The organism is Nocardia sp. NPDC052112 (assembly GCF_040680135.1).
GTDB lineage: Bacteria > Actinomycetota > Actinomycetes > Mycobacteriales > Mycobacteriaceae > Nocardia.
The window spans coordinates 1-11,131 of the sequence record NZ_JBFAWD010000016.1 but is presented as its reverse complement, the minus strand read 5'-3'; the positions used below and the strand labels follow the sequence as shown (position 1 = coordinate 11,131).

The following is an 11,131-nucleotide window of genomic DNA, read 5'->3' as shown; positions in this document are numbered from 1 at the left end:
TAGCCGGTTCGGGGGTGGGCGACGAGGTAGCCGGCCTTCATGGTGCCCGTGCATTCGCGGGGATGGTGCCGTAGAAGGTGTTGTCCAGGAACACCTCTCGGTTGGCCGGCATTCCGTTGAGTGGGAGCACCGCGCGGAACTGTTCGTCCATGTGGCCGACGGCGAGTTCGAATCCCCCTGGGCCCGAGTAGTTCTTCTCGTGTGGAGCCATCCCGTGCGCATCGGGCCGATGGCGCACCCGCCACGGCGATTCCGACCAAGGCGGTGGCGGTGAGCAGTTACCGCGTGCGGCGGCTGAGCGGCGGATAAGAACGAGAGGTCAGCTTGTCCGACCCGGACGCTCGGGCTGCCGTCATGGCCGATGCTCTGGTTGTGGGCGGACGGTGAGAATCTGCTGGGCGTATCCGATGGGGCCGCGGGTGTCGTGCAGGACCGTGGAGGTCAGGCCCTGGCCGGTTCGGCCGAAGGTGACATGGGTGTCGAGGCCGGTCCATCGGCCTTCGGGTCGGCGATAGAGATGGATGGTCAAGTCCAGGTTGGGGAACATCCATTTGGTGGGTTCCTGCCGGACCGCGATGCCGTTCGCGGTATCGACGAGGGCGATGTATGACGCGAGGGTGCTGGCTTGTTCACCGGCCACCAGGTCCAGCGGCGTGGTGATCCACGCGGTGGTACGTCCGGGCTGCGGGATCCCGACCGCGCGGGTGTCGAGGGAATTGATGTATCCGCCGGGCCACACCGAAGTGAACGGCCATGACGGCAGTGATTCGGGCTCCGGGAGCCGGTCGGGCTCGCCGCCCGCGACATTATCGGTGTCGTGGGTGTCGAGGAACCATGCGCGCGCGGAAACGGTATCGCGGCCCGCGACGGTGACCGTCGCCTGGACGAGTTCGATGGTGCGGCCGGGCCGGACGGTCTGCACGTGGATATCGAACTCCTCGAACGCGATTCGGCCGAGGATGTCGAAGCTGATGCGGCTCAGCACCAGGGCGGGGCGCTGTTGGTGCGCCCGCACTCGTTCGATCTCGTGGACGATCAGCCCTCCGAGCGGGCTGAAGTGCTGCTCGTCGGTGGCCCATGCCCCGCTCGCATGGCCGGTCGGGGCGAAGCGGTGCGCGCCGACTCGTTCGAAGTAGCTGGGTTCGGGTCCGGTCGTGTCCATCACAAATATCAACCTAAGGGTCGAATTTCCGTATAGATAGTCGGAAGATAGTCTTTGTGGTTGAATTCACGGGTGCGGTCGAGTTATCGACCGCCAGGTCCATCCGTGCGGTTGACGGTGGATTTTTCGACAGCTGCCCCCGGATATGATCGGCCGATGACATCGACGGTGGACGGGGCAGCCGCTCCCGCCGGGCGCGCGGCTCGCCGTCGCGATCGCCGCAAGGCGGAGATGATCGCGGCCGCACTGCAGATCCTGTCCGGCAGCGGATATCAGGGCATGCGCTTCGAAGATGTGGCCGAGCGCACCGATATCGCGAAAGCCACGCTTTACCACTACTTTCCGAGTAAGGACGCACTGGTCGCCGCGGCCTTGGCGAAGCTCACCACCGACGTCATGACCCGTCTCGGCGAAGCCCTCGACGCCGTTGCCGACCGGTCCGCCACCGATCAGCTGCGCACGCTCGTCACCGAGCAGCTACACATGCTCACGGTGCTGTACCCCGAAGTAGGCAAGCTCTTCTCGTTCCCCGCGCCGTGGCCGGATGAGCACAGCGAAGCCATCAAGACGATGCGCCGCCGCCACGACCAGCTCTTCCGTGATGTCATCGACCGCGGCATCGCCGCCGGCGAGTTCGATTGCCCGGATCCGTCGGTCGCCCTGCACTGCCTGCACGGCATCCTCAACCACGCCTCCATCTGGCTGCGTCCGGACGCCGATCCGGACAATCGAACTCGCGCCGCCGTCGTCGACGCGGCTCTGCGGCTGTTCCTCCGAGCCTGATCGCCGATGGTCGCGAATCGGTGAAGATCAGGGTGATTCCTGATGGTCGGGTGTCGGTATGCCGTGCCAGTATCGAAGGCATGTACCCGTCCGTGCCCGCGTTCGATGCTGCTCGGGGCGCCGATCCCCGAGGTTTCGGCGCCGCGCCCGGGTTCGCGCCCGGCCCTGGCCGCTTCGGCGCCGTGCCGGCCCTTCCGCCGACCCCGCCGTATCCGAGGATGGTGCGGCGTTCGGGCGGCCGGATCGTCGGTGGTGTGGCCGGTGGTGTCGCCGATCATCTCGGGCTCGATGTGTTCAAGGTGCGGATGGCATTCGTCTTGCTGTCCGCGCTCGCGGGGGCCGGGATCGTCGCCTACGGGATGCTGTGGATCTTCACGCCGGGCGGCCACGATGCGGTAAAGCCGACCGGTAGGGAGCGCCGTCAGGCGATCGGATTGGCCCTACTCGGACTCGGGCTCGCGGTCGGGGTTTCGTGGTTGTTCAGCGGTACCGCGGCGAAGGTGATCGTGCCGATCGTCGTGGTGGCGGTGGGTGCGGCACTGGTGTGGCGCGAATACGACACCGACGGCCCGCGGTCACTGCTCGGACTGCCCGCGCGACCGTCGGTGGTGACTTGGTCGCGCATCGTCGCCGGGATCACGATGATCGTGCTCGGTCTCGGTGTGGTGGTGCTGGCCAGGATCGATCTGAGTTCGCTCGGCTCGGCACTGATCGCGGTGGCGGTGACGCTGATCGGCGCCGGTCTACTGACGGTGCCGCTGTGGCTGCGCATGATGCGCGCGCTGAATGCCGAGCGCGCGGCTCGGATTCGCAATGAGGAACGCGAGGAAATCGCGTCCCACCTGCACGATTCGGTGCTGCAGACCTTGGCGCTGATCCAGCGTCAGGCCGACGATCCACAAGAGGTGGCCCGGCTGGCGCGCAGTCAGGAGCGGGAACTGCGGCGCTGGCTGTTCGAGGATTCCGCGCCCGCACAGTCGAGTCTGGCCGCGGCGCTGCGCACGATCGCGGGCGAGGTCGAGGATCAGCACGGGGTGAAGGTGACTCCGGTCACCGTCGGCGATGTGACGATGGATGGTGCCGACAGCGGATCCGGCCTGCCGAAGGAGCATTTCACCGCATTGCTCGGCGCGAGCCGGGAGGCGCTGGTGAATGCGGCCAAACATGCGGGTGTCCCGGAGATCGATCTGTTCGCCGAGGCGGAACCGCATCAGGTGAGCATTTTCGTGCGCGATCGCGGGGCCGGATTCGATATCACGGCGGTGCCGCAGGATCGGCGGGGTGTCGCGAAATCCATTCGCGCCAGAATCGAGCGGCGCGGCGGTCAGGTGGAGATTCTGTCCACACCCGGTCGGGGCACCGAGGTACGGATCATCATGCCGCGCACCGATTCCGGTGATCAAGATCGGGCCGAGGACGTGCCGGTCGGCGACGACCAGGGTGATGGGGTACGGCAGACGGTTCGCAACTGTCGATGATCGCGCCGTTTCGGGATCTGCGGTGAGCCCGACGGTGCCGCATCGACGGAACTCGGGACGCGGTCGGAAGGGTTCGGACCGGGTGCCGTCGGAGCGCGTCCGCTCTGGTCGGTCGGCAGCGGACTCGAGGCGTCGCACTCGGTCGTTGGCGATGGTGCGGTGTGTTCGGTGGCCTTCGATGGCGGCGGATGTGGTGGCTGTTGTGGTACCGATGAAGTGCGGACGGCCTGCGGGCGGTCCGTGCGTCAGGGTGGGTCGATCCACCGAGGGTGAGGAGAAGTAGGTGGCCGTGCGGGTCTTTCTCGTCGATGATCACGCCGTATTCCGCTCGGGTGTGCGGGCCGAATTGAGCCGGGAGACCGATATGGAGGTCGTCGGGGAGGCCGGGGGCGTGGCCGAGGCGGTCGCCGGAATCAATGCCGCGCGTCCGGACGTCGTACTGCTCGATGTGCATATGCCCGACGGTGGCGGGGTCGCGGTGCTGTCCGGGATCGATGACGGTCCGGTGTGCCTGGCATTGAGCGTCTCCGACGCGGCCGAGGATGTGATCGCGGTGATCCGTGCGGGTGCGCGCGGCTACGTGACCAAGACGATCTCGGGATCCGAACTGGCCGACGGCATTCGGCGGGTCGCCGGTGGTGATGCGGTGTTCAGCCCGCGGCTGGCCGGTTTCGTACTCGACTCGTTCACCGGAAAATCACCGGTGCCGGAGCCACCGCTGGATCCCGAACTCGATTCGCTCACCCCACGCGAATTGGAGGTGCTGCGCTTGCTCGCCCGCGGCTACACATATCGGGAAATCGCGGAGAAGCTCTACATCTCGGTGAAAACCGTTGAAACACACGCCTCCAACGTGCTCCGCAAAACCCAACAATCCAACCGCAACGCCCTCACCCGCTGGGCCCACCGCCGCCGCATCGACTGACCCCAGGCATTCCGTCCACCGCGCACCCCTCCCCCGGCGGCCGCCGCGCCGTTGGACAAGTGATCAGGGGGAAACTATGGCGGCCAAGCGAGAAGCCGCCGCCAACATGTCCACCTGATCTTGATCGCAGTTAGTTGACTTGGCTGATGGAGATGGGGAGGCCGGGGTGGGTGGCGACGGTCAGGGCGGAGGGGGGTGCGCCGCTGGGCGCCTGGGGCGGCGATTATTACGCCCTTGGTGTACAGGCGAGGTCTGGGGACACGGAGGCGTAATCCGGCTGTGGCGCAGCGGATTACATCATGGCGATGATGATGGCGATGATGATGATCAGGCCGATCAGCAGGCCGACGGCGATGGCGAGCGGGGCATTGCTCGGTTCCTTCGGCTTCGGGCGCTGGGGTGCGGCGGCCACTGGGGCTGATGGGTTGCGGTGCGGGCGCGGCAGTGGAGTCGAATGCGGGCTGCGCAGGCCCGATGCCGAATTGCGTGCCGCCCAGGCCGGAATGGTGCCGTCCTCGGTGCGGACCGGAGCGCCGAGAATATACGGACCGGTGCCGGGACCGAATGCGGCGGTGAGGATTTCGTCCCGCGCCTCGGCCATGGTCGGCCTGCGCTGCGGGGCCGGTTCCATCATGTGCAGCAAGGCATTGGTGAGCATGCCGCTGCGGCTCGGCGGGATGATCTGGGCCATGGCCGCGCGATAGACCACGGCATCGGTGTCGTCGTCCATGCCGAACGGCGGTTGCCCCTCGATCGCGGTGTAGAGCGTGGCACCGAGGGAGAACACATCGCTGGCCGTGGTCGGCTGCGCGCCGCGCGCCACCTCCGGGGGAAGGTAGGCCGGGGTGCCGGTGATCACGCCGTCCGGTTCGTCGGAGCTGTCGGTCGCGCCGCGCGAGATGCCGAAGTCGCTGAGTTTGGCCATGCCGACGCCGGTGCCGCGGTCGGCGACGAGGATATTGCCCGGTTTGATATCGCGGTGCACGATGCCCGCGGCGTGCGCGGCAGCCAATGCGTCGGCGACCTGCGCCCCGATCTGTGCCACCTCGATCGGCGGCAGCGTATTCACCAACGCCAAAGCCCTTGCGACACTGCGCGATGGCAGATGCTCCATCACCAGCCAGGGCTCACCGGCCTCCAGCACCACGTCGTAGACGGCGATGGCGTGCTCATGCGAGAGCTTGGCCGCGACCCGGCCCTCGTGCATGATCCGGTTGCGGATCTCATTGGCCTCCGCCTCCGGAAGTCCGGCGGTGGAGAGCACCTGCTTGATCGCGACATCCCGGTTGAGCAGGCGATCGGTTGCGAGCCATACCGCGCCCATACCGCCGCCACCCAGCTTCGACTGCAGACGGTAGCGGCCGGCAACCAGATAATCGGGGCCGACAATGGGACGAGCGCGTTCGGTCACGGGTGCAGGGTAGCGGAAAATGAGGCTAGCTGGCCTGATTCGAGGCCGACAGCCTATTGCGTCAGCAGCCGATCCGGGTGCATGCCGTCCACCATGCCGATGAAGGGCGGGTGAATGTTGTAGCCGAGCATGCGCCGGATTTCGGGTGAGACCGCGCGCGCCGTATCGCGACTTGTCGAGAGGGTGAAGGCCTCCTGGGTGCGCAACCACGGCTCGCAGTATTGCGCGGTGGCGGCCAACCGCGAGTTCGCCGAGCGATTCGCACCGCCACCGTGCCAGAGCGTGCCGAGGAAGAACACGCAGGATCCGGCGGGCATGACTCCTGGCACGCGGACATCGTCCTCCTGTGGTGTCCGACCGTCCGGCCAGCGGTGACTGCCCGGGATCAGCATCGTCGCGCCGTTCTCGGCAGTGAATTCGTCGATCGCCCAGATGGTAGCCGCCGACAATGCCTTTCGTGGTCGCGGCACCGGATAGAAGCCGTCGTCGGGATGCAAGAGCTGGGCATTCTCACCGGGGGCGATATTGATGATCTGCAACTGCGACAGCAGATATCCGGGTAGCAGAAGTCGATCCAAGAGGGCGAGCACGCGGGGGTGGTCGACCAGCCGATCGACCATGCGGGTCTTGCCGAGCACGCTGTAAAACCGCTGAGTCCGGTGGCCCTCGAACGCATTTCGCCCATTCGGGCCGAGCAGGGGGAGGAGTTCGGTGCGAAGTGCCGCGCACTGCGCCGCGTCGAGCAGGCCCTCGAGAATCACGTAGCCGTCGCGATCGAGGGCGGCGAGATCGGCGTCCAGCTGCGCGGCGGGGACATCGCGAACTTCGTGCACCGCGCGATGGGTTCGGGACAGGTCGCCCGCGAGGTCCTCGAGTCGTTCGACCTCCGGTTGTGCATTGCTCATCGGTCTTCCTTTCCCGAGCCGGTTGCTCCGGCCACGAATTCCCATACCTGGTCGGCGACGACGGCGCGGTCCGGGCGCGGGTCGCGAGTGAGCGCCACCGCAACGGCCATGTGCACGCCGCCGAGGACGGCCGCGACGAGCAATTCCGGATCCCGGTCCGCGGGCACCATGCCCTGGCGCTGGCCCTGCGCCATATTTCGGATGCCGACCTCGATCGCCTGCTGCAGCCGTTGCCGTTCCACGCCCGCCGCCTCGGCGTCACCGAATCGTCCGAGCGCGACGGGGGCGAGCGGATCGTCGTAGAGGAAGTTCACCCAGGCCACCACGCGCGCGTGTTCGCGTTCGCGCCAATCCTTTCCGGCGAATTCCGCGTAGGTGACGGTTTCGCCGAGTCGGTCGTAGAAGTCGGTGATGACGGCGGTGAGCAGTCCGCTGCGTGAGCCGAAGTATCGGTAGGGCAGCCCGACGCTGACTCCGGCGCGCCGCGCGACGGCGGCCACCTCGAGTTCGCCGGTTTCGCTCAGCTCCGCGTGCGCCGCCGCCAGCAGTCGCCTGCGTGCCGTCGCGCCGCGGCCGGTCCATTCTTGGTCGCTCATGATTCCGCCTCGCCGGCGTTCGGCACCGTCATGACCGACATGTCGGCTGTGTTGATGTTCGCTCGCTCATGACTCCGCCTCGCCGGCGCTCGGCACCGACAGGCCACGTTGATGTTCGCTCGCTGCACTGGCTCATGACTCCGATAATAAGTTGAGTTCAACTCAAAAACAACGGCGACGTTGCGAAGTGATCGCGGCCGGTGCGCGTACTTGACGGAAGTCAGGGGCGGGTTTCTACTGAGCGGGTATCGAACGTATATTCGATATCGATCGATAGCTGGATCGGTGCTGAGCCCTTGGTCGTGGGGTTCGGGCCGCGCGCTTCGCCTCGGGTCCATCGTTGGAAGTAGGTGGTTGTGATGGGTTCGGATGAGGATTCAGGGGCGGGGAGGCGGCGGGTCGGGACGCCGCCGAGGGATAAACCGACACTGGATGAGCTGCGCCGACGGATGGCCGCGATACCCGGGCGTGGAGAAGCGGCGGCCGAGCGGATTCCGCGCGCCGCCGAATTGCGCAGGGAAGCGCTTGCGGTGCCGCCCGCCCTTGCGGAGTTATTGCCCGATGGTGGCCTGGTCAAGGGGTCGGTGGTGGCCTATTCGGGTGCGAGTTCGCTGTTGGCCGGGTTGCTCGCCGCGGTGACCGAGGGCGGTGGGCATGCCGCGGTGGTCGGGATGCCGCGGCTCGGGTTGCTCGCCGCGGTCGAAATGGGTGCGCAGTTGCAGCGCCTCGCCGTCGTCGCCGATCCCGGGCCGGATCCGGTAGAGGTGGCCGCGGTGTTGCTCGACGGCCTCGACCTGGTGGTGCTCGGCCTCGCCGGTGCCGCCGTCGCCCCGTCCCGCACCCGCGTCATCGCCGCCCGCGCCCGCAACAAGGGAGCCACCCTGGTGGTCACCGATGGCCGCTGGCCCAATCCGTCCCTGCGCGTGGACACCCGCATCGCCGGCTACGGCGGCCTCGGCGCGGGCCGCGGCCGCCTCCGCTCACTCAGCCTGGAGGTCGCGGTCCGAGGCAAGGCAACCGCACCCTGCCACGGCCGCCTCGAACTACGCCCCAACGCAACCCGACTGGAATGGGTATCCCTGGAACCCCCCACCGACAAAACCGTCGAATCCCACGGTGCAGCATCATGACCCCCGCACCCTCCCGTAACCCCACCACACTCCCAGCGGTACCGGGCACCCTGTCTTGCGACCGGGCACCCCTGACAACGGGTGCCCGGTCCTCACACGGGGTGCCCGGATGGTGATTCGGCCGAGTCGGGTGCTGGCGCTGTGGTGTCCGGACTGGTCGGCGGTGACGGCGGCGGCGGTGGCGCGGGTGCCTGCGACGCGGCCGGTGGCGGTGTTGTTCGCCAATAAGGTGGTGGAGTGTTCGGCCGTTGCCAGGGGTGACGGGGTGCGGCGTGGGCTTACCAAGCGGGAAGCGCAGGCACGGTGTCCGAATGTGTATGTCGCGCAGGTAGATCCGGATCGCGATGCGCGACTGTTCGAGCCCGTGGTGGCGGCCATCGACGCGACGGTGCCGGGAGTGGAGGTGCTGCGGCCCGGGTTGTTGGTGCTCGGTGCGCGGGGCGCGGCGCGGTTTTTCGGGTCCGAGGAGGCGGCGGCCGAACAGCTCGTCGACGCGGCCGCGGCGGTGGGGGTGGAGGCGCAGATCGGCATTGCCGACGAGTTGTCCACGGCGGTGATCGCCGCGCGTTTCACCGCGATCGTGCCGCCCGGCGACGGTGCACGATTCCTGGCACCACTGCCGGTACGCGAACTCGCACTCGAACCGAGCCTGTCCGCACCGGAGCGCTTCGATCTGGTGGATCTGTTGCACCGCTTGGGATTACGGCGGATCGGTGATTTCGCCGCGCTGACCCCGATCGAGGTCACCTCGCGCTTCGGCGCCGATGCCGTGCTGGCGCACCGCTGCGCCAGGGCCGTGCCGGAGCGTCCGCCGTCCGTGCGTCGCCCGCCGAAGGATCTGACGGTGCAATATCGCTGCGATCCGCCGATCGATCGGGTCGACGCCGCCGCCTTCGCGGGGCGCCTGCTCGCGACCCAGCTGCACGAGGAGCTGTCCAATGCCTCGATGGCCTGCACGCGATTGTCGGTGCTCGCGGAAACCGAGGCGGGTGAGCAACTTTCGCGTATCTGGCGGTGTGCCGAACCATTGACCCCGGAGGGCACCGCGGATCGGGTGCGCTGGCAGCTGGACGGCTGGCTCACCCGCCGCGACCGGCCGACCGCACCGATCACACTGCTGCGCCTGGAACCCGTCGAAGTCGTTGCGGCGAGCGCACTTCAACTCGGTCTGTGGGGCGGCGTCGGCGAGGAGGACGAGCGGGCCCGCCGCGCCCTGATCCGGGTGCAGGGGCTGCTCGGCGGCGAGGCGGTGCGGGTCGGTGTGCTCAGCGGTGGTCGCGGGCCCGCCGAGCGCATCACCATGGTCGCACTCGGTGACGAGCCGATTCCGGCCGCCGACCCGGCCCTGCCGTGGCCCGGCCGCCTGCCCCGGCCCGCACCCGCGGTGATTCTGGTGAACCGTCCTGTGGTGCATCTGGAGGCCGCCGACGGGACACCCGTGCAGGTCACCGACCGCGGCCTGTTCACCGCCGACCCGGCTCTGTTGCGCTGGGGCAGCAGGCAGTGGCACCTCGCGGGCTGGGCAGGTCCGTGGTCGGTGGACGAACACTGGTGGACCACGGAGTCCGACACCCTGTGTGCCGGAATCGCCGCCCGCATCCAGGTGCAACTCGCCGGTGAACCGGCCGATATTCGTGTCCTGCTGCTCATCTACAACGATCGGATCTGGCGCGCCGAGGGGCTTTACGACTGACCGGTTATGTGCGCGACCACACCAGTGCCAGCGTGAACGGATGTCCGCGCAGCTCGGCCCATTTCGGCTTGGCCGCGAGCCATGCGTCATCCACCAGCGCCTCGGCCATCTCGGTGAGCACCCAGCCCGCCGCCGTTGCCGCCGACACCTGTTCGCTGATCAAATGCAGATGCGTGCTGATCGCGACCGGCGCACCGGTCGCGGGGGTGTAGTGCGTCGGCATGCCGGTCACCATCATGAACTGCGGGTGATAGCTGACCGTGACACAGGTGCCGCCGGGCGCGGCCAGCCGCCAGGCTTCCGCGTAGAAGGGCGCGAGCTCTTCCAGGTGCTCGTCGATCAGTGAGGAGATCACCAAATCATATGCGCCACTTGTCAATCCGGTGTCGCATACATCGGCCTGAGCAAGTGCGGTGTGCACGCCGCGCGCACGTGCCCGCGCCAGCATCCCCGCACTCACGTCGACGCCATCGATATGCCGAATTCCCCGCTCCCGCAACCAGGCTCCGGTCCGCCCGGTCCCGCAGCCGAGATCCGCGGCGCGCCGCACCGCACCCCAGTCCGGGCGCCGCAGTCGATTCAACAGCGCGAGGTCCATCTCGTCCATGACGGTCTGCTCATACGTCGGCGCCCACCCGTCGTATCCGGCGGCGACATCAACGGTGCGATAGTTGCGGCGGTCGAAGTCCGCGAAGGAGGGCATGGCCGCAGTATTGCCGTGATCCACCAGCCTCCGCCAGACAATTTCCGGCACCGCGCCCCGTGAAATGGCTTCGAATGCCGAGCGAAGGAGATCCGCGGACCATGCGACCTGGTGATCACTGTGGGGTGAGTCTTACTCGTGGCCCGTTGGTGGTTCGTTTTGTGTCTGGCGGGTCGAGCTGTGTATGCCGCGGGTGTGGGGTTTGCCTCGTCTGGTGCGTGTGTATCGGGTGCTGAACGTCTCGTCATCAGTGATCACTGTGGGGTGAGTCTTACTCGTGGCCCGTTGGTGGTTCGTTTTGTGTCTGGCGGGTCGAGCTGTGTATGCCGCGGGTGTGGGGTTTGC

11 protein-coding genes and 1 pseudogene are annotated in these 11,131 nt (G+C 67.6%); 5 read left to right on the top strand and 7 right to left on the bottom strand.

Annotation, left to right across the window (positions count from 1 at the left end):
- Positions 1–37 precede the first annotated feature (37 nt).
- Both AB0L58_RS27635 and AB0L58_RS27630 read right to left on the bottom strand, forming a co-directional pair.
- Entirely contained in the window at positions 38–211 is a 174-nt protein-coding gene (locus tag AB0L58_RS27635) for an MspA family porin (RefSeq protein WP_364390752.1), read from the bottom strand.
- 141 nt (positions 212–352) lie between these two features.
- Positions 353–1,162 (bottom strand): thioesterase family protein, encoded by an 810-nt coding sequence (locus tag AB0L58_RS27630; protein WP_364391088.1) that lies wholly within the window; start codon positions 1,160–1,162, stop codon positions 353–355.
- Positions 1,163–1,318: 156 nt separating this feature from the next.
- Here AB0L58_RS27630 and AB0L58_RS27625 point away from each other — a divergent pair, with 156 nt between their 5' ends.
- The 3 genes from AB0L58_RS27625 to AB0L58_RS27615 all read left to right on the top strand — a co-directional run bounded on the left by AB0L58_RS27625 (position 1,319) and on the right by AB0L58_RS27615 (position 4,348).
- Entirely contained in the window at positions 1,319–1,945 is a 627-nt protein-coding gene (locus tag AB0L58_RS27625) for a TetR/AcrR family transcriptional regulator (protein ID WP_364390751.1), read from the top strand.
- 218 nt (positions 1,946–2,163) lie between these two features.
- On the top strand, positions 2,164–3,423 hold the full coding sequence (locus AB0L58_RS27620; RefSeq protein WP_364391086.1) for a PspC domain-containing protein: 1,260 nt from the start codon (positions 2,164–2,166) through the stop codon (positions 3,421–3,423).
- A gap of 289 nt (positions 3,424–3,712) precedes the next feature.
- On the top strand, positions 3,713–4,348 hold the full coding sequence (locus AB0L58_RS27615; RefSeq protein ID WP_364391084.1) for a response regulator transcription factor: 636 nt from the start codon (positions 3,713–3,715) through the stop codon (positions 4,346–4,348).
- A 130-nt stretch (positions 4,349–4,478) separates the two neighbouring features.
- Here AB0L58_RS27615 and AB0L58_RS27610 read toward each other — a convergent pair.
- The 4 genes and pseudogenes from AB0L58_RS27610 to AB0L58_RS27595 form a co-directional block, all read right to left on the bottom strand.
- Positions 4,479–4,638, bottom strand: a pseudogene (locus AB0L58_RS27610) (tRNA (adenosine(37)-N6)-threonylcarbamoyltransferase complex transferase subunit TsaD); the annotation flags it as partial.
- Between the two features lie 2 nt (positions 4,639–4,640).
- Complete coding sequence (locus tag AB0L58_RS27605) at positions 4,641–5,759, bottom strand: serine/threonine-protein kinase (RefSeq protein ID WP_364390749.1); 1,119 nt, start codon at positions 5,757–5,759, stop codon at positions 4,641–4,643.
- A 53-nt stretch (positions 5,760–5,812) separates the two neighbouring features.
- Positions 5,813–6,664: a phytanoyl-CoA dioxygenase family protein gene (locus AB0L58_RS27600; protein WP_364390748.1), complete on the bottom strand. Its 852-nt coding sequence runs from the start codon at positions 6,662–6,664 to the stop codon at positions 5,813–5,815.
- Positions 6,661–7,260, bottom strand: coding sequence for a TetR/AcrR family transcriptional regulator (locus AB0L58_RS27595; protein WP_364390747.1), 600 nt, complete (start codon positions 7,258–7,260; stop codon positions 6,661–6,663). The genes AB0L58_RS27600 and AB0L58_RS27595 overlap by 4 nt, the downstream gene beginning before the upstream one ends.
- Before the next feature lie 449 nt (positions 7,261–7,709).
- On the opposite strand from AB0L58_RS27595, the gene AB0L58_RS27590 reads away from it, so the two are divergent.
- Positions 7,710–8,390: a hypothetical protein gene (locus AB0L58_RS27590; protein ID WP_364391082.1), complete on the top strand. Its 681-nt coding sequence runs from the start codon at positions 7,710–7,712 to the stop codon at positions 8,388–8,390.
- 109 nt (positions 8,391–8,499) lie between these two features.
- Positions 8,500–10,083 (top strand): DNA polymerase Y family protein, encoded by a 1,584-nt coding sequence (locus AB0L58_RS27585; RefSeq protein WP_364390745.1) that lies wholly within the window; start codon positions 8,500–8,502, stop codon positions 10,081–10,083.
- A 4-nt stretch (positions 10,084–10,087) separates the two neighbouring features.
- Here AB0L58_RS27585 and AB0L58_RS27580 read toward each other — a convergent pair whose 3' ends face one another.
- Entirely contained in the window at positions 10,088–10,786 is a 699-nt protein-coding gene (locus AB0L58_RS27580; protein ID WP_364390743.1) for a class I SAM-dependent methyltransferase, read from the bottom strand.
- Positions 10,787–11,131 lie beyond the last annotated feature (345 nt).

Coding starts and splice junctions, on each gene's coding strand:
- AB0L58_RS27585 (WP_364390745.1), top strand. CDS start 8,500: ATGGTGATTCGGCCGAGTCGGGTGCTGGCGCTGTGGTGTCCGGACTGG.
- AB0L58_RS27630 (WP_364391088.1), bottom strand. CDS start 1,162: ATGGACACGACCGGACCCGAACCCAGCTACTTCGAACGAGTCGGCGCG.
- AB0L58_RS27620 (WP_364391086.1), top strand. CDS start 2,164: ATGGTGCGGCGTTCGGGCGGCCGGATCGTCGGTGGTGTGGCCGGTGGT.
- AB0L58_RS27625 (WP_364390751.1), top strand. CDS start 1,319: ATGACATCGACGGTGGACGGGGCAGCCGCTCCCGCCGGGCGCGCGGCT.
- AB0L58_RS27600 (WP_364390748.1), bottom strand. CDS start 6,664: ATGAGCAATGCACAACCGGAGGTCGAACGACTCGAGGACCTCGCGGGC.
- AB0L58_RS27580 (WP_364390743.1), bottom strand. CDS start 10,786: ATGCCCTCCTTCGCGGACTTCGACCGCCGCAACTATCGCACCGTTGAT.
- AB0L58_RS27590 (WP_364391082.1), top strand. CDS start 7,710: ATGGCCGCGATACCCGGGCGTGGAGAAGCGGCGGCCGAGCGGATTCCG.
- AB0L58_RS27635 (WP_364390752.1), bottom strand. CDS start 211: ATGGCTCCACACGAGAAGAACTACTCGGGCCCAGGGGGATTCGAACTC.
- AB0L58_RS27595 (WP_364390747.1), bottom strand. CDS start 7,260: ATGAGCGACCAAGAATGGACCGGCCGCGGCGCGACGGCACGCAGGCGA.